The sequence below is a fragment of the Streptomyces sp. NPDC093221 genome (genome assembly GCF_044753885.1).
Taxonomy (GTDB): domain Bacteria; phylum Actinomycetota; class Actinomycetes; order Streptomycetales; family Streptomycetaceae; genus Actinacidiphila.
In genome coordinates, this window is the sequence record NZ_JBIVOA010000003.1 from 712,786 (window position 1) to 735,679 (window position 22,894).

Genomic DNA, 22,894 nt, shown 5'->3' on the forward strand with positions numbered 1-22,894 from the left:
GGCAGGACGGGCAGGCAGGTCAGCGCAGGACGGGCCGCGGTTTCAGAGGGCGGTGGTCCGCAGCGGGAGCGCCGCCCAGATCACCTTGCCGCCGGTCTCGGTCTGCGCGATGTCGCACTGGCCGCCCGCCTCCGCGGTGATCGTCTTCACCAGCAGCAGCCCGCGGCCGCCGGTCTGCCCGTGGTCGGCCTCCAGCGCCCTGGGGCGGTACGGGTGGTTGTCCTCGACGGCGATCCTGATCCAGTCGGCGCCGACCGCGACCTCGACGGTGATCTCGGGCGACAGCACGGCCGCGTGCTTCACCGCGTTGGTGACCAGCTCCGAGACGATGACCAGCAGTCCGTACAGCAGGTCCTCGTCGATCGGCACCCCCTGGTCGGCGACGAGGGCGCGCACCCCGCGCCGCACCTGGGGCACGGACGAGTCGAGAGCCGGGGCGGTGAACCGCCACACCCCCTCGTACGGTCTCGGAGCCGGAGCCTGATCGGGCGGGACGCTCCCGCGCACCTCCATGACCGCACCCACCGTCGCTTTCGCGTGACGTGTCCCCGCGGCCCCTGCCGACAACCCCGGCAGCTTCCGCCTCACAGGTCGAGTGTCCGTAACGGCGGGAGCCGAACAGGCAGGAAACCGTAAGTCCGCACCTTTCTGTAATTTTTGACCGGAAACGATCGCCGACTTCGTTTTTTCGATCGATTCGCGGCAGTCTTCGGACGCTTCCCGAACTCTTCGACCGAGATCATCTGCACGTGCACCGGCGTGCCGGTGCGTCCTGGCACGGCGTACCGGTGCCTCCCGGCGCGGGCGCCGTGCGCCCCCGGCCGGCCGCGCGCCGGTCGATAGGATCTGTCGGCACCGGCCAGCGCATGTCGCCCCCGTGAAGGAGCACGCATGTCCACCTCCGGCCCTGGGCTGCTCGTCAGCGCCGCGGACGGCACCGCGACCGTGACGATCAGCAATCCGGCCCGGCGCAACGCGATGACGACGGCCATGTGGCAGTCGCTGCCGGGGCTCCTCCACGACCTCGCGGTCGATCCCGCCGTCCGCGTGCTGGTCCTCACCGGCGCGGGCGACACGTTCTGCGCGGGCGCCGACATCACCGACCTCGCCGACCCCGTCTCGTCGAGCGGCGCGCAGTCCGCCGCCATGGCCGCGGAGGAGGCGCTGGCCGCCTTCCCCAAGCCGACGATCGCGGCCGTACGCGGCTACTGCGTGGGCGGCGGCTGCCAGCTCGCCGTCGCCTGCGACCTGCGCTTCGCCGCGCGGGGCGCCCGCTTCGGGATCACGCCCGCGCGCCTGGGCATCGTCTACGGCGCCGCCTCCACCCGGCGCCTGGTGCGGCTCGCGGGGCCCGGTACCGCCAAACACCTGCTGTTCTCGGCCGAGTTGATCGACGACGAGCGGGCGCTGCGCACCGGCCTGGTGGACGAGGTGCTGCCGGAGGACGAGCTGGACAAGCGGGTCACGGAGTTCGCCGGGGTGCTGCGGTCGCGCTCGCAGCTCACCCAGGCCGCCGCGAAGGAGTTCACCGCGACGGCGGACGCGTCGGACGACGCGGCCCGCGCCGCCCACTGGGCCCGGCAGGCCGCCCTCAGCGGCGACACCGCCGAGGGCGTCGCCGCCTTCCTCGAACGCCGCGAGCCGCGCTTCACCTGGACCCCGGCAGCGGACTGAAGCAATTGCGCGGCCGACCGAGCGGAGGAACGAAGTCGATGGCACGGCTCACGACGGCCGAGGTCCGCCGCTGGCGCGCCCGCTCCCAGGGCCTGACCGAGGACGGAAGCGACGCAGCGGGCGACGCCGCGGGCGGCAGCGCGGGCGAAAGCGATGGCAGCGGCAGCGGCAGCGGCAGCGGCAGCGGCAGCGGCAGCGGCAGCGGCAGCGGCAGCGATCGTACGGTGGCGGACGCCGTCCGGCTCTCGGCCGGTCTCCAGGCGCAGGACGCGAAGGCGTGCCGCCTCCAGATCAGGGCGCGGACCGGCGGCACGGACGGAGCGCCGACCGCGGCCGACGTGGACAGGGCGTGCGGCGCGGACCGCCGCGCCGTCGTCCGCACCTGGCTCATGCGCGGCACCCTGCACGCTGTGGCGGCCGAGGACGTGCGCTGGCTGACCGCGCTGCTCGGCCCGCGCGCGGCCGACGCGTACCGCGGGCGCCGGGCCCGGCTCGGCCTCGACGAGGAGCTGTGCGAGCGGGCGCTGCCCGCCCTGGAGCGGGTGCTGGCCGACCGGCCGCCCGTACCGCGCGCCGAACTGGTCGACCTGCTCGCGGCGGAGGGGGTGGCCGTGGACCCGGGCGGCCAGGCCCCGGCGCACCTCGTACTCTTCGCGGCGGCCAGGGGCGTGCTGTGCCGCGGCCCCGAGGCGGCGGGCGACGTGTCCACGTATGTCCTGCGTGAGCGGTGGCTGAAAGACGTCCCCGACGACGGCCCGACCGGCGACGACGCGCTGGCCGAACTGGCCGTCCGGCACGCCACCGCCTACGGCCCCGCGTCGGTCGCCGACTTCGCGCGCTGGTCCGGGCTGCCCCTGGGCCAGGCCAGGCGCGGCCACCGCGCCGCGGAGGACCGGCTCGCGCAGGTCGTGGGCCCGGACGGCGAGCCGTTGTGGGCGGCGGCCGGCACGGCGCCGCCTCCGGCGCGGCCCGCAGACCGGCCACGGGTACGGCTGACCGGGCACTTCGACCCGTACCTGCTCGGCTACCAGGACCGCGACGCCCTGCTCGACCCGGCCTTCGCGACCCGTATCGCCACGGGCGGCGGCATGCTCATGCCCTGCGTGCTGCGCGACGGCGCGGTGGTCGCCACCTGGCGCCACACCTGGCAGGGCCGCCGTCTCACGCTCCGCGTCGAGCCGCTGACCGGCCCCCTCCCCGCCCCGGTCGCCGCCGGCATCACGGCCGAGGTCGCCGACATCGGCCGCTTCCTGGGCACGGAGGCCGCGTGGGAGTGGGCGCGGGGACTGTAGGCGTCCCCATGACCGGCCCGGCTGAACGCCCAGCCCATACGGGTCGCACCGGCACGCGGTCCGCGCCGGAGTGGGCGCAGGGGTCGCGGGCGTCCCCCTCAGGGCTCAGCGCGTACGGGTCACCGGCACGCGGTCCGCGGCGGAGTGGACGCGGGAGGTTGCAGGCGTCCCCCTCACGGCCCGGCTGAAGGCTTCAGCGCATGCGGGTCGCGCCCACCGGCACGCGGTCGGCGGCGCCCGGCGGCATGGCCGGGTGGCGGCCGAGGAGGATCACGCCGATGGTGATGGCGGCGAGACCGGCGGCCTCCCAGGCGAGGGCGCCGGGGGTGACGCGCAGGCGGTCGCCGAGGAAACCTATGCCGCAGGCGATTCCGGCCAGCGGCTGGGCGGCGGTCAGCGCGGGCAGCGACATCCGCAGCGAGGCGGTCTCGAAGGCGCTCTGGACGAGCAGCATGCCGGTGAGGCCGATGACGGCGATGGCGTACGGCTGCCAGTGCACGGCGAGAGCGGCCACACCCTCGTCACCGGCCAGTTGGCTACAGATCCGGGTGAGGGCGTCCTGGAGTCCGTAGAGCAGGCCCGCGGCCAGCGCGAGGAGCGTGGCCTCGGACGGCGGCGGCAGCCGCTTGGCCGCGCCGGTGAGCAGCAGCGCGAGCCCGGCGACGATGCCGAAGACCAGCCAGTGCCGCAGCGCCCCCGCCTCGGCCGCGCTGCCCTCCGGCTGGCCCGCGACGATGAAGGCGGTCACGCCGAGGGCGAGCAGGACGACGCCGCCCCACCCGCTGAGGCCGAGGGACTGGCGCGGGGTGAGCCAGCGGGCGAGCGCCATGGCGAAGAGCAGATTGGTGGCGGTGAGCGGTTCGACCAGGGAGACCTCGCCGTAGACGAGGGCGACGGCTCCGAGCACCTGGCCGCAGACCATGAGGCCGACACCGAGCAGCCAGTCCGGCATCCGCACCAGGTGCAGCAGCAGCCGGAAGGACAGGAAGTCCGCGAGCGAGGCACGCGCGGCCGCACGCTGCTGCAACACGAAACCAAGGCCGAGGCAGCACGCGGCACTGACTCCCAGCAGGAACACGGCCACGCGGTCACTGTATAGGCACTGACCGCGGGATCGAGGGGTTCCGTGGGCTTCGCCACAGGTCCGCGTCGCCTTCAGGACAGCGACGCGGACAGCTCACCCACAGCTCACCGACAGCTCAAGAACAGCTCGCGGACAGCGGTCCCACGGGAGCCGGCCGGCCCGGCGGACAGCCGAGCGCCGGCCGGCCGACAGCCGGGCGACAGGGCGCCCCGCAGCCGCCGTACGGGTCACGGCCGCGCGTTCGGAACCGTTTCCGCGCTCTCCCACACGGTGAGGAACGCCAGCCGCAGGCACGCGGCGAGCGCCGGGTGCTCGATGTAGAGCGCGGTCGTCGCGCCGGTCCCGGCCACCGGGTCCGGCATGTCGCAGAGCACCAGCGACGCGTCGGCGACCACCAGCTTCAGCGGCAGCGCGGAGGTGAAACGGTGCTCCTCGCCCGCCGCGCCGAAGCGCCGTACGTTCTCCAGCACCTCCGTGTCGTCGAGCGAGTCGTGGGTGTAGATCGCCCGCACCGAGCCGCCCGAGCGGCGCAGCCGACGTACCACCTTGATGCCGGGGGTGTTCGCGGCCGGGGCGACGAAGGGCGGTTTGCAGAAGCTCAGCAGTTCGGTCTTGGCCTGGCCCTGGATGTCGGTGAACGCCTCGGCTATCGACTTGGGGTCGCGCAGGATCTCGACGTAGTCGATCGGCACGGTCTGCGTGCGGCCGTCGGCCCAGACCGGGACGAGGGCGGCGGTCAGCGCGGAGGAGACGCGGTCGAGGCGTTCGAGAGTCTCACGCTGGAGGGCCATGAGGCGGGCGACGGCCAGTTCCGGCGCGACGGCCGAGAAGGTGGCGACCCGGCCGGGGTGCGCGGTCGCCAGCCGCCGCCGTACCAGCGTGTCGAGCACGTCGTACACCCGCTGCCGGGGTACGTCCGCCGCCCGCGCGACCTCCGCCGCCGTGTACGACTCACGTCGCACGAGGGCGAGATAGACCCGCGCCTCGTACCGCGCGAGACCCAGCGCGACAAGGTCGTTGACCGGTTCTTCCTCCGTCTCCATGGCGCCACAAGGTATACGGCGGAGATCGACTTGCGGAAGCGAGCCGGGGTCGGATCCAGGCCGATCCGAGGGCAACTCTTTGCCATAGGCCGGTAGTTACTTGGGCCCTCGGTCACTACGTTCAGCATCGGTCACCACTCACGGTGGTGGCAGTCGGCAGTAGATGACATCCGGATCACCAGTGAACGTGCGCCACACGAAGTCCCAGGCGTCGCCGTCGCATGATCGGTTGTCATGACCTTGACATGAAGGTCAGCGGCGGACGCCCTCGGGAGCCGATCCCCCCATGGAGGGCAGTTCATTGAAGTCGTCACACCCCGGCCGGGCCAGACGGGCCGTCCGCCGCACGGCGGTCGCCGTACTGTCGGCGGCGGCTCTCGTCACCGGCGGTCTGCTGGCCACCGCGGCGCCGTCCGTCGCCAGCACCCCGGCGTCGGGCGCGGCAGCCACCTCCGCGTCGTCGAGCACGGCCGCGTCGTCGCACACCTCCGCGTCGTCGAGCACGGCCGCGAGCACGTCGTCCGGCGCGTCCGCGTCCGCGTCGTCGGCCGCTCCCACCCAGCGCCTGTGCGCCGTTCCCGCCAAGAAGGGCCAGATGGCCTGCATGGCGCTGACCCGTACCGACGTCGTCCACCACCTCGGCATCACCCCGAACGCCACCCCCTCCGGCTACGGCCCCACCGACCTCCAGAGCGCGTACGCGCTGCCGTCGTCCGCGGGCGCCGGAGCCACCGTCGCGATCGTGGACGCGCAGGACGACCCCAACGCCGCGGCCGACCTGAGCACGTACCGCGCGCAGTACGGGCTGCCGGCCTGCACCACGGCCAACGGCTGCTTCAAGAAGATCAACCAGAACGGCTCGACCACGTCGCTGCCGAGCGCCGACTCCGGCTGGGCCGGTGAGATCTCACTCGACCTGGACATGGTCAGCGCGGTCTGCCCCCAGTGCCACATCCTGCTGGTCGAGGCCACCTCGGCGAGCATGGACGACCTGGGCACCGCGGTGAACCAGGCGGTCACGCAGGGCGCGAAGTACGTCTCCAACAGCTACGGCGGCAGCGAGGACTCCTCCGACACCACCGCCGACTCGCAGTACTTCAACCACCCGGGCGTCGCCATCACCGTCAGCTCAGGCGACGAGGGCTACGGCGCGGAGTACCCGGCCGCGTCCAAGTACGTCACCGCCGTCGGCGGCACCGCGCTCAGCCGGGCCAGCGGCACCACCCGCGGCTGGACCGAGTCCGTCTGGAACACCTCGAGCACCGAGGGCACCGGCTCCGGCTGCTCGGCCTACGACGCCAAGCCCACCTGGCAGACCGACACCGGCTGCGCCAAGCGCACCATCGCCGACGTCTCCGCCGTCGCCGACCCGGCCACCGGCCTGGCCGTCTACGACAGCTACCAGGCATCCGGCTGGCAGGTCTACGGCGGCACCAGCGCCTCGTCGCCGATCATCGCCTCCGTCTACGCCCTGGCCGGCACCCCCGCGGCCGGGACCACCCCCGCCTCCTACCCGTACTCGCACACCGGCTCGCTGAACGACGTCACCAGCGGCTCCAACGGCTCGTGCGGCGGCTCCTACCTGTGCACCGCGAAGGCCGGATACGACGGGCCGACCGGGCTGGGCACGCCGAACGGCACGGCCGCCTTCACCAACGGCGGTTCGACCGGCGGCAACACGGTGACGGTCACCAACCCGGGCGCCAAGTCCACCGCGGTCAACACCGCGGCCTCGCTCCAGATCAGCGCCAGCGACTCGGCCTCGGGCCAGACCCTCACCTACAGCGCCTCCGGCCTGCCGACCGGTCTGTCGATCAACTCCTCCACCGGTCTGATCAGCGGCACCCCGACGGCGGCGGGCACGTACAACGTCACCGTCACCGCCACGGACACCACCAGCGCCTCCGGCAGCGCGTCCTTCACCTGGACGGTCACCGGGTCGGGCGGCGGCGGCTGCACCAGCGCGCAGCTCCTGACCAACCCCGGCTTCGAGAGCGGCAACACCGGCTGGACGACGTCCTCCGGCGTCATCGACAACAGCACCGGCGCCCCCGCCCACAGCGGCTCGTACAAGGCGTGGCTGAACGGCTACGGGACCACCCACACCGACACGCTCTCCCAGTCGGTCACGATCCCCGCCTCCTGCACCAGCGCCACCTTCACCTTCTACCTCTACGTCAGCAGCCAGGAGACCAGCACCACCACGGCGTACGACAAGCTCACCGTCGCCGCGGGCAGCACCACGCTGGCCTCGTACTCCAACCTCAACAAGGGCACCGGCTACGTCCAGCGCTCGGTCAACCTGTCCTCCTACAAGGGCCAGACGGTCACCCTGAAGTTCACCGGCACCGAGGACTCCAGCCTCGCGACGTCGTTCCTGATCGACGACGCGGCGGTCAACGTCGGCTAGCCCGTCGTCCACCGGGGTCCTCCGGATCGGCGACACCCGGCGACGAGAGGGCTTCCCGCCCCGGCCCCACAGGGGCGGGAAGCCCTCCCCGCCGCATCGGTGAAGGCGGCACCACGTTCGCCGTCGCCACGGCCAGGCCCTAGAGGTCGATGACGACCTTGCCCCGCACGTGCCTGCCGGCCTGGAGCTCGGCAGCCCGGCGGATCCGCTCGACCGGGAAGGTCTCCGCGATCGGCACCCGGAGCCGGCCCGCGGCGACCAGGCGGGCGATCTCCTCCAGAGCGCCGGGAGCCGCGTTCGCGCCGTTGGCCGCGGGCACCCCGTCGACCTGCGCGGCGATGGCGCAGATGCGACCGTCCGGGACGCCGAGTTCCCTGGCGGCGTGCACGGTCTCCACGCCGTGCAGGTCGACGGCGGCCGTGACGCCGCCGGGAGCGAGCGATCGGACCCGGTCGGCCAGGCCGTCGCCGTAGACGACCGGCTCCGCCCCGAGCTCGCGCAGATAGTCGGCCGACGCCGCCGATCCCGTCCCGATCACGCGCGCTCCCGCGATCCGGGCCAGTTGGACGGCGAAGACCCCGACCCCGCCCGCCGCGCCGCCGATCAGCACGGTGTCGCCCGGGCCCGGATCGATGACGGCGAGGGCGGCGGATGCCGTACGGCCGGCGATCGTGAGGGTGGCGGCGGTACGGTCGTCGACGCCGTCGGGCGTGTGGTGGGCCTCGTTCGCCGCCGTCCCCCCGGCCGGGTCGATCACCACGAAGTCGGCGACCGCGCGGGACAGGGCGCCCCCGAACACCCGGTCGCCGGGGGCGAACCCGCTCACCTCGGCACCGGCCTGGTCGACCACTCCCGCGTAGTCGGTTCCGAACCCGGCCGGCGGGCTCAGGCCGAACCGGGCGGCGGTGTCCGCGTCGGCGGTCATGATCCAGTCCATCGGATTCAGACCCGCCGCGGTGACCCGTACGCGGATCTGTCCCGGCCCGGCCTGCGGGGCGGGAACCTCGCGAACCTCCAGGACCTCGGGGCCGCCGAACGACTCGAGCCGGACCGCCCTGCTCCCGCCCGTGGGAGGCTGATCGCTCTGTGCCTTCATGTGCGCCTGTCTCCTTGGGACCGAGGGAACACACCGAAACGGACTATGCTCCGTTTACATGAACGACCGTAACATAAACGGAGCGCGATCCGTTTCGGCGGACGCGGAGCCCCGCGCGCCACGGGCGGACGCGGCCCGCAACCGCGACCAGCTGCTCACGGTGGCGACCCGCGTGTTCATGTCGGCCGACGCCGAGCCGTCGATGCGGGCGATCGCCCGCGAGGCCGGGGTCGGGATCGCCACGCTCTACCGGCACTTCCCGACCCGCGAGTCGCTGGTCGACGCGGTCTACCAGGATCAGGTCGTACGACTGACGACCGGTGCCCGCGAGCTGCTCGGTCAGCTGCCCCCGGCCGCGGCGATGCGGCGCTGGACGGACCTGTTCGGCGACTGGATCGCGACCAAGAACGGCATGCTCGACACGCTCCTCGCGATGATCGAGTCGGGCGAGATCACCCATGCGCGGACCCGGACCGAGCTGCTGACGGCCATCACGACGATGCTCGACGCGGGTAGTGCGGCGGGCGACCTCCGCTCCGACGTCACCGCCGAGGACATCGCCGCCGCCCTCATCGGCATCTTCACCGTGGCCCCCCGGCCCGGGCGCGCGGCCAAGGCCGGCCGCCTGCTGGACCTGCTGATGGACGGCCTGTCGCCCGCCGCCCGGCCGGGCCGCGCCGAAGACTGAGTCGGCGTCAGCCGTGTCGGCGTGCCGCGCCGAAGGCTGACCGGGTCAACCGTGTCGGCGTGCCGTGCCGAAGGGATCGCGGGACCCGGGCCGGCCCCCACTGCCGACCCGGGGTCCCGCGATGGTGCCGATCACCGTACGTCGACGGTGATCTTCCACCCCGCGATGGCATGGCAGGACATGACACCGGGGGTGGCGCCGGGGCAGGCGCGCCGGAACCCGCTCAGTTCGGCGGTGCCCACCCGCGCGCCTCGGTAGACGCCGGGAGAGATCTCGGAGAGAGCGGCGCCCCGCTCGCCGGGCGGCCGGTCGCCGGGGGCGGTGGCGACCCGCAGGGTGCTGCCGACACTCAGGCAGACCTCGCGGCCTTCGGCCCCGCCGCCGGGCGTGACCGTGACGTCACCGCAGACCGGCCGGGTGCTGCTGTCGCTCGGATCGGGCGACCCGACACGTACGCCGCTCGCGCTTCCGCAACCGGCCACCAGCAGTACGGCGGCGGCAGCGGCGAATGTCCGAGCGCGCATCGTGTCCTCCTCCGGCGGCCGGTTCGGGGTCCGGTCATGGATGGGACGCAGCCGGACGCCACCGGGTTCCCTCCCGCCCGGAGGGTCCGGGGGCGCCGTCGGGAACGCGGCGCGGGCCGCCTCGGGAAATCGGGGCCTAGGCGCGCTCGAAGGTTCGCTCAGCGCTCGGTGATGCGGCCGTCGGCGACCTCGACGCGGCGGGTCGTGTGCACGGCGTCCAGCATCCGCCGGTCGTGGGTGACCAGCAGCAGCGTGCCCTCGTACGCGGCCAGCGCCGCTTCGAGCTGTTCGATCGCGGGCAGGTCGAGATGGTTGGTCGGCTCGTCGAGGACCAGGAGATTGACGCCGCGGGCCTGGAGCAGCGCCAGCGCGGCGCGGGTGCGCTCGCCGGGCGAGAGGGTCGCGGCGGGGCGCAGCACATGGGCGGCCTTGAGGCCGAATTTGGCGAGAAGCGTACGGATCTCGGCCGGATCCATGTCGGGCGCCGGGGCGCGGAAGGCGTCGAGGAGCGGTTCCTGCCCGCGGAAGAGGCCGCGGGCCTGGTCGACCTCGCCGACCAGGACGCCGGGGCCGAGCGCGCTGTGGCCCTCGTCCAGCGGGAGGCGGCCGAGCAGCGCGGCGAGCAGGGTGGACTTGCCCGAGCCGTTGGCGCCGGTGATGGCCACCCGGTCGGCCCAGTCGATCTGGAGGTCGACCGGCCCGAAGGCGAAGTCGCCGCGGCGCACGCGGGCGCCGCGCAGGGTGGCCACCACGGCGCCCGAGCGGGGCGCGGCGGCGATCTCCATCCGCAGTTCCCACTCCTTGCGCGGCTCCTCGACCACGTCCAGGCGCTCGATCATCCGGTCGGTCTGCCGGGCCTTGGCGGCCTGCTTCTCGCTGCCCTCGGCGCGCGCCTTGCGGGCGATCTTGTCGTGGTCGGGCGCCTTGCGCATGGCGTTCCTGACGCCCTTGTCCATCCAGCCGCGCTGCATCCGCGCCCGCGCTTCGAGTCCGGCCTTGGTGTCGGCGTACTCGTCGTACTCCTCGCGGGCGTGCCGCCGGGCCGTCTCGCGTTCCTCCAGATAGGCGGTGTAGCCGCCGCCGAAGGTGCTGACCTGCTGCTGGGCGAGGTCCAGCTCCACCACGCGGGTGACGGTGCGGGTGAGGAATTCGCGGTCGTGGCTGACCAGGACCGTACCGGCGCGCAGGCCGCCGACGAATTTCTCCAGCCGTTCCAGGCCGTCGAGGTCGAGGTCGTTGGTGGGCTCGTCCAGCAGGAAGACGTCGTAGCGGCTGAGCAGCAGCGAGGCGAGTCCCGCGCGGGCGGCCTGGCCGCCGGAGAGCGAGAACATCGGCTGGTCCAGGTCGACGCCGAGGCCGAGCGAGGCGGCGGCCTCCTCGGCGCGTTCGTCCAGGTCGGCGCCGCCGAGCGCCAGCCAGCGGTCGAGTCCGGTCGCGTACGCGTCGTCGGCGCCCGGGGCCTCGTCCACCAGCGCCTGGGTGGCGGCGTCCAGGGCCGCCTGGGCGGCGGTGACCCCGGTGCGGCGGCTCAGGAACTCCCGCACGCTCTCCCCGCCCGGCAGCCGCTCGGGCTCCTGCGGCAGATGCCCGACGGTGGCGGTGGCCGGGCTGAGCCGCAGCGTCCCGTCCTCGGGCGTGTCGAGCCCGGCGAGCAGCCGCAGCAGCGTGGACTTGCCCGCGCCGTTGGCGCCGACCAGACCGATGACGTCGCCGGGGGCGACGACCAGGTCCAGGCCGGAGAACAGGACACGGTCGCCGTGTCCGGCGGCGAGATTCTTGGCGACGAGAGTGGCACTCATAAGAGGGCGGAGTTTATCGGGTGCGACGGGAGGCGGGCGAAGGGCTTTCACGGCGGGCGGCGGAGGCTTGCCCTCCGGTCGGCGGAGGGCGTGCCTCCGGTCGGGCCAAGGGCTGTCGCCGGGTCTCGCCGTGCCGCCGGGTCCGGCTCGACGCGAGGTGGGTGGCCGGTGCAGCCATATTGGCTGGTTGCCTTCTTACGCCGCCTTAACCTACGGTTGCGTAACTTACGTAGGCGTAGGTGCGAATCTCCGCTGCACCCGCAGGCCGTGCGTAGGTGCCCGTGGATCCGTCCGCGGCGCCGTACGACCGACCGATCGCATGTCGCGTACGTACGTCCGTACGATCCGTACAGCCCGTGCGGGTCCCGTACACCCCCGTCCCATGTCCGTCCCCTCTCCCGTCCCCAGGAGCCCCCGTGACCTTGACCTCGCCCGACCGTGCCCAACCCGACGTCTGGAGCGACGCGACGCTGCTCTACGCGCTGGAGGAGGTCGTCGAGCGGGAGCTCAACCGGCACCTCGGCGTGGCCAAGGAGTGGATGCCCCACGAGTACGTGCCGTGGAGCGACGGCCGCAACTTCGACGGAATAATGGGGGGCGAAGCCTGGGCCCCCGAGCAGTCCAAGGTCACGGACGTCGGCCGGATCTCCCTCGTGGTCAATCTGCTCACCGAGGACAATCTTCCCAGCTACCACCACGAGATCGCGACACTCTTCGGCCGTGACGGCGCCTGGGGCACCTGGGTGCACCGCTGGACCGCCGAGGAGGGCCGGCACGCGATCGTCATGCGCGACTACCTGCTGACCAGCCGCGCCGTCGACCCGGTCGAGCTGGAACGGTTCCGCATGCAGCACATGTCGGAGGGCTTCGAGCACGACCACCGGCACAGCATGGTCCACTCCGTGGCGTACGTCGCCTTCCAGGAGCTGGCCACCCGCGTCTCGCACCGCAACACCGGACACCAGTCGGGTGACCCCGTGTGCGACCGGATGCTCGCCAGGATCGCCACCGACGAGAACCTGCACATGGTCTTCTACCGGAATCTCCTGGCCGCCGCCCTCGAACTCGCCCCCGACCTCGCCATGCGGGCCATCCGTGACGTCGTCGTCGAATTCCGCATGCCGGGACACGGCATGCCCGGCTTCGAGCGGGCCGCCGCCCGCATGGCCATCGGCGGCATCTACAACCTCCGCATCCACCACGACGACGTCCTCCAGCCCGTCCTGCGCCACCTCAAGGTCCTCGAGATCTCCGGTCTCGGCCCCGAGGGCCTCCAGGCCCAGCAGGAGCTCGGCCTCTTCATGGGCGGCCTCAACGAACAGGCCACCCGCTTCGACGAGCGCCGCGAAGCCCTTCTCGCCCGCCGCGCCGCCCGCGCCTAATCCCCTTCGGGCCGCGCCCCTAAGACGTCCACCTCCCGAAGGTGGGCGCTCTGGGGGCGCGGCCCCACGCGGTTGTCTCACCGAGGTCGGCACGCCCGGTCTTTTCAGGGGCGCGGGGAACGGCGCGACCAGCCACGACGGCGGCGCGGCCTGAAAACCGGCCCCAGCGGGGCACCGGCTGTCGCAGGGACACCGACCTGGTGGGGGCGGGAAACAATCATGCACGCATGCTTGATTGTTGCGGGCCCCGCCTGCCACCCTCGTGGCCATGGCCGATCCGCAGTCCGTCCGTACCGTCCTGGCCGATCTGAGAGCGGAGAGCGACGCGCTCGACGACGTGGTGGCCGGGCTCGAGCCCGAGCAGTGGGCGAGGCCGACACCGGCCGAAGGCTGGACCGTTGCGCATCAGATCGCGCATCTGGCCTGGACGGACGCCCAGGCGCTGCTGGCGGTCAAGGACGCGGAGGCGTTCGCCCGCGAGGTCGGCGACGCGGCGGCGCGGCTGGACGCGTACGTGGAGGACGGCGCCCGGGAGGGCGCGATGCTGCCGCCGCCGGAGCTGCTGGAGAGGTGGCGGTCGGGCAGAGCCCGGCTCTGGGCGACCCTGACCGGCGAACCGCCGGGCAGCCGCTTCCCCTGGTACGGGCCGCCGATGAGCACGGCGTCGATGGCGACGGGCCGCCTGATGGAGACATGGGCCCACGGCGAGGACATCGCCGACGCGCTCGGCGTCGAACGCCCACCGACCCACCGCCTGTGGCACGTCGCCCGAATCGCCTTCAGGGCACGGGACTTCGCCTTCGCGGTGCACGGCCGCACCCCGCCCGGCACGGAATTCCGCCTCGAACTGACGGCGCCCGACGGCACCTTGTGGACCTTCGGCCCGGACGAGGCCGAGCAGCGCGTGACCGGCACCGCACTGGACTTCTGCCTGCTGGCGGTGCGGCGCAGGCACCGCGACGACGTGGCGGTACGGGCCCAAGGCCCGGACGCGGACGCGTGGTTGTCGATCGTGCAGGCATTCGCGGGCCCGCCAGGCAAGGGACGGCCGCCGCGCGGCGGCGCGGAGGGGAGCACGTCATGACGCAGGTCGACATACGCGGAGCGGACTTCGCCGAGCGGCGGGCCGCGATGCTGGAACGGCTGGCCGAGGTCGAGGCGGGGCACGCCGCCGCGCTGGCCGGTGGCGGCGAGAAGTACCAGGAGCGGCACCGGAATCGCGGCAAGCTGCTGGCACGGGAGCGGATCGAACTGCTGCTCGACCCGGACACACCGTTCCTCGAACTGTCCCCGCTGGCCGGCTGGGGCAGCGACTTCGCGGTGGGCGCCTCCCTCGTGACCGGCATCGGCGTGGTCGAGGGCGTGGAGTGCCTGATCACGGCCAACGACCCGACGGTGCGCGGCGGCGCCAGCAACCCGTGGACGCTGAAGAAGGCGCTCCGGGCGAACGAGATCGCCTTCGCCAACCGCCTGCCGGTGATCAGCCTGGTGGAGTCGGGCGGCGCGGACCTGCCCAGCCAGAAGGAGATCTTCATTCCCGGCGGCGCCCTCTTCCGCGACCTGACGCGGCTGTCGGCGGCCGGAATCCCCACGGTGGCCGTGGTGTTCGGCAATTCGACGGCGGGCGGCGCGTACATCCCCGGCATGTCCGACCACGTCATCATGGTCAAGGAGCGGTCCAAGGTCTTCCTCGGCGGGCCGCCCCTGGTGAAGATGGCGACCGGCGAGGAGAGCGACGACGAATCGCTCGGCGGCGCCGACATGCACGCCCGGCGCTCCGGCCTGGCCGACTACTTCGCACTGGACGAGCCGGACGCGCTGCGTACCGCCCGGCGCGTCGTCGCCCGCCTCAACTGGCGTAAATCCGGGCCCGATCCGCGTCCCGACCCGCTGCCCCCCGCGTACGACGAGGAGGAGCTGCTGGGCATCGTGCCCGGCGATCTGCGCACCCCCTTCGACCCCCGCGAGGTCATCGCGCGGATCACGGACGCCTCGGCCTTCGACGAGTTCAAGCCGCTCTACGGGCCGAGCCTGGCCACCGGCTGGGCGGAGGTGCACGGCTATCCGGTCGGAATCCTCGCCAACGCGCGGGGCGTGCTGTTCAGCGAGGAGTCGCAGAAGGCGGCGCAGTTCATCCAACTCGCCAACCAGCGCGACATTCCGCTGCTCTTCCTGCACAACACCACCGGCTACATGGTGGGCCGCGAGTACGAGCAGGGCGGCATCATCAAGCACGGCGCGATGATGATCAACGCGGTCGCCAACTCGCGCGTCCCGCACATCTCGGTGCTGATCGGGGCGAGTTACGGCGCCGGGCACTACGGCATGTGCGGCCGGGCCTTCGATCCGCGGTTCCTCTTCGCGTGGCCGAGCGCCAAGTCCGCGGTGATGGGTCCTGCGCAGCTCGCCGGGGTGCTGTCCATCGTGGCCCGGCAGTCGGCGGCGGCGAAGGGCCGTCCCTACGACGAGGAGGGCGACGCCGCGCTGCGGGCGATGGTGGAGCAGCAGATCGAGGCCGAGTCGCTGCCGATGTTCCTGTCGGGACGGCTCTACGACGACGGCGTGATCGACCCGCGCGACACCCGTACGGTGCTCGGCCTGTGCCTTTCCGCCGTCCATGGCGCGCCGATCGAGGGCGCCAGGGGCGGCTTCGGCGTCTTCCGGATGTGAGGGGTCCCTTTCCGATGACCGATTCGAGCAGCGCTTCGCCGAGCGGAGACTTTACCCCTGACGGGCAGTCACCTTCGGCGCGCCACAAGGACATCGACTCCGTGCTGGTGGCCAACCGGGGCGAGATCGCGCGCCGTGTCTTCCGTACCTGCCGCACGCTCGGCATCGCCACGGTGGCGGTGTACGCGGACGCCGACGCGGACGCGGCACACGTCGCGGAGGCCGACGCGGCGGTACGGCTGCCGGGGAACGCGCCCGCCGACACGTATCTGCGGGCCGATCTGCTGATCGCGGCGGCGCTCGCGGCGGGCGCGGACGCCGTGCATCCGGGCTATGGATTCCTGTCGGAGAACGCGGAGTTCGCCCGTGCGGTGGAGGCGGCGGGGCTGGTGTGGATCGGTCCGCCGCCGGACGCGGTCGAGGCGATGGGGTCCAAGACGCGGGCCAAGGAGTTGATGGCCGCGGCGGGCGTACCGCTGTTCTCCGCGCTCGATCCGGCGCGGGTCACGGCCGCGGACCTGCCGCTGCTGGTGAAGGCGTCCGCGGGCGGCGGCGGTCGCGGCATGCGGGTCGTACGCGAACTGGACGCGCTGGAGAGCGAGTTGGCCGCCGCGAGGTCGGAGGCCGCAGCCGCCTTCGGTGACGGCGAGGTGTTCGTCGAGCCGTATGCGGAGGGCGCCAGGCACGTCGAGGTGCAGGTGCTGGCCGACGCGCACGGCACGGTGTGGGTGCTGGGCGAGCGCGACTGTTCGCTCCAGCGGCGGCACCAGAAGGTGATCGAGGAGACCCCGGCTCCGGGTCTGGGCGACGAGGTGCGCCGTACGCTGCACGAGTCCGCCGCCCGCGCGGCGCGCTCGATCGGCTACACGGGCGCGGGCACCGTGGAGTTCCTGGTCGCGCGGGACGGGCGTCCGTACTTCCTGGAGATGAACACCCGTCTCCAGGTGGAGCATCCGGTCACCGAGTGCGTCACCGGGCTCGACCTCGTGGCGCTCCAGATCCGTGTCGCCGAGGGGGCCGCGCTGCCGCCCTCGCCCCCGCGGCCGCACGGCCACGCGGTGGAGGCCAGGCTCTACGCGGAGGACCCGGCCCGCGGCTGGCAGCCGCAGCCGGGCGCGCTGCATCTGCTCGAACTGCCGGGCGTGGACGCCGAATTCACCGTGACGCCGGGGCTCGACGCGGGGTTGCGGCTGGACGCGGGGGTGAGCGGCGGCGAGACGATCGGCGTCCACTACGACCCGATGCTCGCCAAGGTGATCGCCTGGGCGCCGACCCGCGCCGAGGCCGTACGCCGTCTCGCGTACGCGCTGGAGCGGGCCCGGCTGCACGGCCCCGTCACCAACCGCGACCTGCTCGTACGGGTGCTGCGGCACCCGGACTTCGCCGCCGCGCGGCTGGACACCGGCTTCCTGGAGCGCCGCCTGGACGCGCTCATCGGGGCGTCGGGGGCGACCACGGACGCGCCGGGGCCGGTCGACGGGGACGGCGGTCCCGTGCGGTTCGCGGCGCTGGCCGCCGCGCTCGCCGACGCGGCCGGGCGTACGTCGGCGCGCGGGCCGGTGCCGGTCCGGCTCGGCGGGTGGCGGAACGTTCCGTCGCAGCCGCAGGTGAAACGCTTCCGCAGCGAGCCAGACGGCCGGGAGTACGAGGTCGGTTACCGGCTCGGCCGCGCCGGCCTGGAGGCGACCGGTGCCGACGGTGTCCGGCTGGTGTCGGCGTCGGCCCGGCGTGTCGTCCTCGACATCGACGGTGTGCGGCGGGTGTTCGACGTCGCCGCCTACGCCGAACGGGTGTTCGTCGATTCCTCGTTCGTGTCATGCGCTTTGACCGCTCTGCCCCGCTTCACCGCCCCGGAGGATCTGACGCCGCAGGGCTCGCTGCTTGCGCCGATGCCCGGCACGGTCATCCGGATAGGTGAATTCTCACCGGGCGACCGGGTCGAAAAAGGCCGCCCGCTGCTCTGGCTCGAAGCGATGAAGATGGAACACGTGATCGCCGCTCCCGCCACCGGGACACTCACGGAGCTCACCGCCGAGGTCGGCCGACAGGTCGACGTCGGCGCCGTACTCGCCGTCGTCAAGGAGGAAACCACGCCATGAGCACCGTTCAGGGAACCTTCGACAGCGCCTTGCTGGAAAGCGACGAGCGGCGCGCCCTGCGCAAGGCCGTCGGGGACCTCGCCCGCCGCTACGGTCGTGAATATTTCTCGGCCACCGTACGTGCGGGCAAGCACACCGACGAGTTGTGGCAGGAGGCGGGCGGCCTCGGATACCTCGGGGTCAACCTGCCTGAGGAGTACGGCGGCGGGGGCGGCGGTCTGGCGGAACTGTCCATCGTGCTGGAGGAGTTGGGGGCGGCTGGCTGCCCGCTGCTGCTGCTCGTCGTCTCCCCCGCGATCTGCGGCACGGTCATCGCCCGCTTCGGCACCGACGAGCAGAAGCGGCGCTGGCTGCCGGGGATCGCCGACGGCTCGCTGCGGATGGCCTTCGGCATCACCGAACCGGACGCCGGGTCCAACTCGCACCGCATCACCACCACCGCGCGGCGCGACCCCGACACCGGCGGGTGGCGGCTGACCGGCCGGAAGGTCTTCATATCCGGTGTCGACATCGCCGACGCCACACTGATCGTCGGCCGCACCGAGGACGCCCGCACCGGCAAGCTCAAGCCCTGCCTGTTCATCGTGGACCGGGAGACACCGGGCTTCGAATTCCGGCAGATCGAGATGGAGTTGGCCGCACCCGAGAAGCAGTTCCAGCTCTTCCTCGACGATGTCGCGCTACCTGCGGAAGCGCTCGTCGGCGACGAGGACGCCGGCCTGCTCCAGCTCTTCGCGGGGCTCAACCCGGAGCGGATCATGACCGCCGCCTTCTCCATCGGGATGGGCCGCTACGCCCTGGACAAGGCGGTCGAGTACGCCAAGTCCCGGCAGGTGTGGCAGGCTCCCATCGGCTCCCACCAGGCGATAGCGCACCCGCTCGCCCAGGCCCACATCGAGCTGGAACTGGCCCGGTTGATGATGCAGAAGGCCGCCTACCTCTACGACGCGGGCGACGACATGGGCGCGGGCGAGGCCGCGAACATGGCGAAGTACGCGGCGGCCGAGGCCGGCGCCAAGGCCGTCGACCAGGCCGTGCACACCCTCGGCGGCAACGGCCTCACCGCCGAGTACGGTCTCGCCTCGCTGCTGACCGCGTCCCGTGTCGGCCGGATAGCCCCGGTCAGCCGGGAGATGATCCTCAACTTCGTCTCGCACCACACACTGGGACTGCCGAAGTCCTACTGACGACACACCGCCGAGGAGGCGCCCGTGACCACCGCACCACTACGCACCCGCGCCGCAGCGCCCTTCCGCGCGGTCGCGCGGACCACGGAGGGCGCCGCCGCCCGCACCGAACGGCCGGACCCGTCATGGACCTGGTGACCGACCGCTCCCCCAAACAGGACCGCAGCCGCGCCACCCGTCGGCGGATACTGGAGGCCGCCGTCTCGTGCCTCGCCGAGCACGGCTGGTCGGGCAGCACCGTCGCCGTGGTGTGCGCCCGCGCCGGTGTCTCCAGAGGGGCGGCCCAGCACCACTTCCGCACCCGCGAGGAGCTGTTCACCGCGGCCATCGCGCACATGGCCGAGGAGTGGGTCGCCGCCGTCAGAGAGCGCGCCCTGGCCCTCCCCCGCGCGGGCCACGACCGCACCTACGCCGTCGTCGACATGCTCGTCGCGGTCCACACCGGCCCGCTGTTCCGGGCCGCTCTGCACCTGTGGGTGGCCGCCTCCGACGAGGAACAGCTCCGCCCCGGCGTCGCCGCGCTGGAGTCCCGGATCGGCCGCGAGGCCCACCGCCTGGCGGTCGAATTCCTCGGCGCCGACGAATCCCTGCCCGGCGTCAGGGAGACCGTCCAGGCCACCCTCGACATGGCCCGCGGCCTCGGCCTCGCCAACCTCCTCAGCGACGACTCCGCCCGCCGCGCGGGAATCGTCCGCCAGTGGTCCCGCGTCCTCGACACGGTCCTGCGCGAACAGCCCTAGCGGCGGCCGGAGTCGGCGCTCGGCCTGCGGGTGAGGGCGGGATCAGTGCAGGGAGGCGTCGGCGGGTCCGGAGGAGAGGCGGGTGAAGTGGACGCGCAGGCCGGGGCGTTGGGGTGCGCAGCAGAACAGGCCCGCGCGGGCGTCGGCGGCGGGGTCGAGCCAGGCCAGGCGGATGGTGCGCCAGGGGTCGTCGGCGCGGCGGGCGCGGACGGTCACGGCGTCGCCCGAGCGGCTGACCCGGACGGTCACCTCCTGGCCCGCCCAGTCCGGGACCGGGGCGAGGGACCAGTCGGAGGTGCCGTGGGTGACGACGGCGCCGACCTGGGGCGAACCGTCGGAGATCTCGACGCCCGCCTTGATCCAGGACTCGGCGTCGACGCGCACCAGGACACCGGCCTGGTCGTACAGCTCGGTGAAGTCGGCGACGAAGGTGACCTCGATGGCGGTGCCGGACGGGAAGGGGGTGAGCAGCGCATGGCCGTCGTCGCGGACGAAGCCGTAGCTGGTGGTGCGCCAGAAGTCGCTGCCCTCGTTGGCGGTGACGTGCAGACCGGTGCTGTCGGCGACGGCCTCGGCGGGCGGGTTGAGCCAGGTCGCGTCGGACCAGGGGATGTCATGGTCGATCGGAGAGGTCACGGAAGTACCGCCATTCGTTGCCACAGGGTCGATAGCCGAGCCACCGGTTGACGGCCAGCATCGCGGCGTTGCCGTCGTCGTTGCTGGTGAACGCCTCGGTGTAGCCCGCGGCGCGGGCTCGGTGCAGGGAGTGGGCCTTGGCGGCCTTGGCCAGTCCGCGGCCCCGGAAGGCCCGGCGGGTGCCGGTGCCCCCCGACCAGTAGCGGTCGTGGCCGTCGGTCTGGACGTTGACGACCGCGGCGACCACACCGTCCACGACGGCGACCGTCGTCAGGTCATGGTCGTAGTCGGACCGGTCCCAGGAGGTGGCGCGCCAGTCCGCGTAGCCGGGGACGCCGGTGGCGACATCGCCCGGCTCGTCCTCGATGGTCTCGGCGTCGGCCTCGTACACCGGGCGCGGGTCGGCGGCGTAGTCCGACGCGGGGCGCAGCAGCACGCCGGGCGGCAGCGGGGGCACGCCGGGCAGCGGGGCGCCGGGGGTGAGGTCGAGGCGGAGGAAGCTCGCGGACCGGCCGCGCCGGTAGCCGTGCCGGGCGGCGAAGGCGTGCGCCGAGGGCTCGTCGATCGCCCACGCGTAGACGGTGCTCGCCCCGAGGCCGGCGACATGGGACTCGGCGGCGGCCAGCAGGGCGCTGCCGATGCCCCGGCCGCGCTCCCCCGCGCGCACGTTCAGATTGACGAAGGCCGTTCCGGGGGTGTCGTTGTCCGCGAAGAGCCCGGCTCTCGCACTGCCGACGATCCGGCCGTCGCCGGTCTCCGCGACGAGCAGCAGGAAGCGTGTTTTCTCGGGTGCGTCGGTGACCTGCGCGTGCACGGTCCGCGCGGTCGTCACCATGTACGGGACGGTCTCGCGGCCCACGGCGGCGACGGCTTCGGCGTCCGCCGGGCCGTACTGTCTGATGATCACCTTCACGGCCCGCACCCTACGCGGCGCCGCCGCGTACCGCCCCCGAATTTCCGGCCCACCTGGGCAGAGGCTCCCGCCGGGCCCGTCCGAGGTGGATGCTGGAGGTGAGGGAGATGGCACGGATGCGCAGAAGCGGATACGAACCCGTCCAGGCGCGCAGCCCGCTGCGGCTGCGGCTAGGGCTCGCGCTGTGCGGTGTGGTCTGGGGCACCGCGGCGGCCGTGGGCTTCGCGCTCGCCGGTCTGCCGGTCTGGGCCGCGGTACTGGCCGCCGTCGCGCTGCTGGCCGCGATCGACGCCGTCCTGGTCGTCCGCCGCATGCGGCAGGGCTCGCGCTACCAGCCGAGCCGCACGACCCCGCCGTACCGCCCGGCGGCGCCGCACGCGGGAAAGCACTGAGGACCGGTCCGGCGACCGCGGGTGCGCGCCCGGGACAAGCGAAAGGGCCCGGCACCTGAGTGCCGGACCCTTCCTCTTCAGTAGCGGGGACAGGATTTGAACCTGCGACCTCTGGGTTATGAGCCCAGCGAGCTACCGAGCTGCTCCACCCCGCGTCGATGAACACCACCCTACGGGGTGCCGGCGCTCACACCAAATCGATGCGATGGCCGCCGCGCGCACAGGGCGCCGGGAGGTTTGGCGGGGGCGCCGCCGCGCCAGGTAGGGATCATGAGCACATCTGGATCAGGACCGAACACGGCAGCGAACGCAATCCCGGCCGTCACCCTCTCCGACGAGGTGCGGGACGCCGTCGCGAGCGGCGCGCCCGTGGTGGCGCTGGAGTCGACGATCATCGCGCACGGCCTGCCACGGCCGCGCAATTTGCGGGTGGCACGCGAGCTGGAGGAGATCGTCCGGGAGCAGGGCGCGGTGCCCGCGACCGTGGCGGTACTCGACGGGGTGCCACGGGTGGGGCTCACCAAGGAGCAGGTGGAGCGGGTCGCCGAGGACGCGTCGCTGCGCAAGCTGGGGTTCCGGGACCTGGCGCCCGCGCTGGCGGCGGGTGCGAGCGGGGCGACGACCGTGTCGGGGACGGCGTTCCTGGCCGCGCGGGCCGGAATCCGGGTGTTCGGTACGGGCGGCCTCGGCGGGGTGCACCGCGACTGGGTGACCGTGCAGGACGAGTCGGCCGACCTGGGGCTGCTGGCCAGGACGCGGATCACGGTGGTGTGCGCGGGCGTGAAGTCGATCCTGGACGTGCCCGCCACGCTCCAGCGGCTGGAGACCCTGGGCATCGGCGTACTCGGCTTCGGCACCGACCGCTTCCCCGGTTTCTACCTCAGCGACTCCGGTGAGCCCGTGGACTGGACGGTCGAGTCCGCGCGGCAGGTCGCGGACGTGATGGCCGCGCAGGACGCGCTGGGCGGGCACGACTCGGCGCTGATCGTCGCCAATCCGGTGCCGCGGGAGCTTCAGCTCGACCCGGAGCTGCACGACCGGGTGCTGGCGGACGCGCTCGCCGCCGCCGAGGCCGGGGGTGTCACGGGACAGGCGATCACGCCGTTCCTGCTGGGCTACCTCACCGAGCACACCGGCGGCGCGTCCCTGGAGTCCAACCTCGCGGCCGTACGCGGCAATGTCCGGCTCGCGGCCGGGATCGCGGTGCGCTGGTCGCAGCGCGCATGACCGACGACAGCGCCGGACCGGGCGACGGGACGGGCGAC

The 22,894-nt window shown here is 73.1% G+C and carries 20 protein-coding genes and 1 tRNA gene; 12 read left to right on the forward strand and 9 right to left on the reverse strand.

What is annotated here, in order from left to right:
* Positions 1-42 precede the first annotated feature (42 nt).
* Positions 43-513 (reverse strand): ATP-binding protein, encoded by a 471-nt coding sequence (locus ACIQCJ_RS14955; RefSeq protein WP_355339439.1) that lies wholly within the window; start codon positions 511-513, stop codon positions 43-45.
* 378 nt (positions 514-891) lie between these two features.
* Here ACIQCJ_RS14955 and ACIQCJ_RS14960 point away from each other — a divergent pair, with 378 nt between their 5' ends.
* Together ACIQCJ_RS14960 and ACIQCJ_RS14965 are read left to right on the forward strand one after the other, a co-directional pair.
* The gene (locus tag ACIQCJ_RS14960) at positions 892-1,674 is read left to right on the forward strand and encodes an enoyl-CoA hydratase/isomerase family protein (protein ID WP_355339437.1); all 783 of its coding nucleotides are present in this window, start codon (positions 892-894) and stop codon (positions 1,672-1,674) included.
* 38 nt (positions 1,675-1,712) lie between these two features.
* Positions 1,713-2,966, forward strand: coding sequence for a winged helix DNA-binding domain-containing protein (locus ACIQCJ_RS14965; protein ID WP_402711572.1), 1,254 nt, complete (start codon positions 1,713-1,715; stop codon positions 2,964-2,966).
* A 193-nt stretch (positions 2,967-3,159) separates the two neighbouring features.
* Here the strand turns inward: ACIQCJ_RS14965 and ACIQCJ_RS14970 are convergent, their stop codons facing one another.
* Both ACIQCJ_RS14970 and ACIQCJ_RS14975 read right to left on the reverse strand, forming a co-directional pair.
* Positions 3,160-4,050 (reverse strand): DMT family transporter, encoded by an 891-nt coding sequence (locus ACIQCJ_RS14970; protein WP_402711573.1) that lies wholly within the window; start codon positions 4,048-4,050, stop codon positions 3,160-3,162.
* 227 nt (positions 4,051-4,277) lie between these two features.
* Complete coding sequence (locus ACIQCJ_RS14975; protein ID WP_355339430.1) at positions 4,278-5,093, reverse strand: helix-turn-helix domain-containing protein; 816 nt, start codon at positions 5,091-5,093, stop codon at positions 4,278-4,280.
* A 286-nt stretch (positions 5,094-5,379) separates the two neighbouring features.
* Here ACIQCJ_RS14975 and ACIQCJ_RS14980 point away from each other — a divergent pair, with 286 nt between their 5' ends.
* Positions 5,380-7,503 carry a putative Ig domain-containing protein gene (locus tag ACIQCJ_RS14980; RefSeq protein ID WP_402711574.1) on the forward strand — a complete coding sequence of 708 codons (2,124 nt, stop codon included), beginning with the start codon at positions 5,380-5,382 and terminating at the stop codon, positions 7,501-7,503.
* Positions 7,504-7,642: 139 nt separating this feature from the next.
* Here the strand turns inward: ACIQCJ_RS14980 and ACIQCJ_RS14985 are convergent, their stop codons facing one another.
* Positions 7,643-8,599: an NADP-dependent oxidoreductase gene (locus ACIQCJ_RS14985; protein WP_402711575.1), complete on the reverse strand. Its 957-nt coding sequence runs from the start codon at positions 8,597-8,599 to the stop codon at positions 7,643-7,645.
* 58 nt (positions 8,600-8,657) lie between these two features.
* Between ACIQCJ_RS14985 and ACIQCJ_RS14990 the strand changes: the two genes are divergently transcribed.
* Positions 8,658-9,287 carry a TetR/AcrR family transcriptional regulator gene (locus tag ACIQCJ_RS14990; RefSeq protein WP_402711576.1) on the forward strand — a complete coding sequence of 210 codons (630 nt, stop codon included), beginning with the start codon at positions 8,658-8,660 and terminating at the stop codon, positions 9,285-9,287.
* 131 nt (positions 9,288-9,418) lie between these two features.
* Here ACIQCJ_RS14990 and ACIQCJ_RS14995 read toward each other — a convergent pair whose 3' ends face one another.
* Both ACIQCJ_RS14995 and ACIQCJ_RS15000 read right to left on the reverse strand, forming a co-directional pair.
* Entirely contained in the window at positions 9,419-9,811 is a 393-nt protein-coding gene (locus ACIQCJ_RS14995) for a hypothetical protein (protein WP_391051392.1), read from the reverse strand.
* A 158-nt stretch (positions 9,812-9,969) separates the two neighbouring features.
* Positions 9,970-11,610: an ATP-binding cassette domain-containing protein gene (locus ACIQCJ_RS15000; RefSeq protein WP_391119355.1), complete on the reverse strand. Its 1,641-nt coding sequence runs from the start codon at positions 11,608-11,610 to the stop codon at positions 9,970-9,972.
* A 416-nt stretch (positions 11,611-12,026) separates the two neighbouring features.
* Here ACIQCJ_RS15000 and ACIQCJ_RS15005 point away from each other — a divergent pair, with 416 nt between their 5' ends.
* From ACIQCJ_RS15005 to ACIQCJ_RS15030, 6 genes are all read left to right on the forward strand, one after another.
* Positions 12,027-12,992, forward strand: coding sequence for an acyl-ACP desaturase (locus ACIQCJ_RS15005; protein WP_355339410.1), 966 nt, complete (start codon positions 12,027-12,029; stop codon positions 12,990-12,992).
* 268 nt (positions 12,993-13,260) lie between these two features.
* Positions 13,261-14,076, forward strand: a complete 816-nt coding sequence (locus tag ACIQCJ_RS15010) for a TIGR03084 family metal-binding protein (protein ID WP_402711577.1) — start codon at positions 13,261-13,263, stop codon at positions 14,074-14,076.
* Positions 14,073-15,662, forward strand: coding sequence for a carboxyl transferase domain-containing protein (locus ACIQCJ_RS15015; protein WP_391163735.1), 1,590 nt, complete (start codon positions 14,073-14,075; stop codon positions 15,660-15,662). Before ACIQCJ_RS15010 ends, ACIQCJ_RS15015 begins: the two co-directional genes overlap by 4 nt.
* A 101-nt stretch (positions 15,663-15,763) precedes the next feature.
* Positions 15,764-17,761, forward strand: coding sequence for a biotin carboxylase N-terminal domain-containing protein (locus ACIQCJ_RS15020; protein WP_402711578.1), 1,998 nt, complete (start codon positions 15,764-15,766; stop codon positions 17,759-17,761).
* Positions 17,758-18,948, forward strand: coding sequence for an acyl-CoA dehydrogenase family protein (locus ACIQCJ_RS15025; RefSeq protein WP_355339398.1), 1,191 nt, complete (start codon positions 17,758-17,760; stop codon positions 18,946-18,948). The genes ACIQCJ_RS15020 and ACIQCJ_RS15025 overlap by 4 nt, the downstream gene beginning before the upstream one ends.
* 125 nt (positions 18,949-19,073) lie before the next feature.
* Entirely contained in the window at positions 19,074-19,688 is a 615-nt protein-coding gene (locus ACIQCJ_RS15030) for a TetR/AcrR family transcriptional regulator (protein WP_402711579.1), read from the forward strand.
* Between the two features lie 42 nt (positions 19,689-19,730).
* On the opposite strand, the gene ACIQCJ_RS15035 is transcribed toward ACIQCJ_RS15030, so the two are convergent.
* Together ACIQCJ_RS15035 and ACIQCJ_RS15040 are read right to left on the reverse strand one after the other, a co-directional pair.
* On the reverse strand, positions 19,731-20,324 hold the full coding sequence (locus tag ACIQCJ_RS15035; protein WP_391051378.1) for a DUF1349 domain-containing protein: 594 nt from the start codon (positions 20,322-20,324) through the stop codon (positions 19,731-19,733).
* Positions 20,302-21,237 (reverse strand): GNAT family N-acetyltransferase, encoded by a 936-nt coding sequence (locus ACIQCJ_RS15040; protein WP_402711580.1) that lies wholly within the window; start codon positions 21,235-21,237, stop codon positions 20,302-20,304. Before ACIQCJ_RS15040 ends, ACIQCJ_RS15035 begins: the two co-directional genes overlap by 23 nt.
* Before the next feature lie 116 nt (positions 21,238-21,353).
* Here ACIQCJ_RS15040 and ACIQCJ_RS15045 point away from each other — a divergent pair, with 116 nt between their 5' ends.
* A complete protein-coding gene (locus tag ACIQCJ_RS15045) occupies positions 21,354-21,629 on the forward strand; it encodes a DUF6343 family protein (RefSeq protein WP_355339386.1) in 276 nt (91 codons plus the stop codon).
* An 81-nt stretch (positions 21,630-21,710) separates the two neighbouring features.
* Here the strand turns inward: ACIQCJ_RS15045 and ACIQCJ_RS15050 are convergent.
* Positions 21,711-21,784, reverse strand: a tRNA-Met gene (locus ACIQCJ_RS15050).
* 115 nt (positions 21,785-21,899) lie between these two features.
* Here ACIQCJ_RS15050 and ACIQCJ_RS15055 point away from each other — a divergent pair.
* Complete coding sequence (locus ACIQCJ_RS15055) at positions 21,900-22,856, forward strand: pseudouridine-5'-phosphate glycosidase (RefSeq protein WP_355339383.1); 957 nt, start codon at positions 21,900-21,902, stop codon at positions 22,854-22,856.
* Positions 22,857-22,894 lie beyond the last annotated feature (38 nt).

What these genes read in the sequence shown, in the direction of transcription:
- ACIQCJ_RS15025 (WP_355339398.1), top strand. Translation starts at nt 17,758, where the DNA reads ATGAGCACCGTTCAGGGAACCTTCGACAGCGCCTTGCTGGAAAGCGAC.
- ACIQCJ_RS14975 (WP_355339430.1), bottom strand. Translation starts at nt 5,093, where the DNA reads ATGGAGACGGAGGAAGAACCGGTCAACGACCTTGTCGCGCTGGGTCTC.
- ACIQCJ_RS14990 (WP_402711576.1), top strand. Translation starts at nt 8,658, where the DNA reads ATGAACGACCGTAACATAAACGGAGCGCGATCCGTTTCGGCGGACGCG.
- ACIQCJ_RS14960 (WP_355339437.1), top strand. Translation starts at nt 892, where the DNA reads ATGTCCACCTCCGGCCCTGGGCTGCTCGTCAGCGCCGCGGACGGCACC.
- ACIQCJ_RS15000 (WP_391119355.1), bottom strand. Translation starts at nt 11,610, where the DNA reads ATGAGTGCCACTCTCGTCGCCAAGAATCTCGCCGCCGGACACGGCGAC.
- ACIQCJ_RS15055 (WP_355339383.1), top strand. Translation starts at nt 21,900, where the DNA reads ATGAGCACATCTGGATCAGGACCGAACACGGCAGCGAACGCAATCCCG.
- ACIQCJ_RS15030 (WP_402711579.1), top strand. Translation starts at nt 19,074, where the DNA reads ATGGACCTGGTGACCGACCGCTCCCCCAAACAGGACCGCAGCCGCGCC.
- ACIQCJ_RS14965 (WP_402711572.1), top strand. Translation starts at nt 1,713, where the DNA reads ATGGCACGGCTCACGACGGCCGAGGTCCGCCGCTGGCGCGCCCGCTCC.
- ACIQCJ_RS14985 (WP_402711575.1), bottom strand. Translation starts at nt 8,599, where the DNA reads ATGAAGGCACAGAGCGATCAGCCTCCCACGGGCGGGAGCAGGGCGGTC.
- ACIQCJ_RS14955 (WP_355339439.1), bottom strand. Translation starts at nt 513, where the DNA reads ATGGAGGTGCGCGGGAGCGTCCCGCCCGATCAGGCTCCGGCTCCGAGA.
- ACIQCJ_RS15010 (WP_402711577.1), top strand. Translation starts at nt 13,261, where the DNA reads ATGGCCGATCCGCAGTCCGTCCGTACCGTCCTGGCCGATCTGAGAGCG.
- ACIQCJ_RS15045 (WP_355339386.1), top strand. Translation starts at nt 21,354, where the DNA reads ATGCGCAGAAGCGGATACGAACCCGTCCAGGCGCGCAGCCCGCTGCGG.
- ACIQCJ_RS15015 (WP_391163735.1), top strand. Translation starts at nt 14,073, where the DNA reads ATGACGCAGGTCGACATACGCGGAGCGGACTTCGCCGAGCGGCGGGCC.
- ACIQCJ_RS14995 (WP_391051392.1), bottom strand. Translation starts at nt 9,811, where the DNA reads ATGCGCGCTCGGACATTCGCCGCTGCCGCCGCCGTACTGCTGGTGGCC.
- ACIQCJ_RS14980 (WP_402711574.1), top strand. Translation starts at nt 5,380, where the DNA reads ATGGAGGGCAGTTCATTGAAGTCGTCACACCCCGGCCGGGCCAGACGG.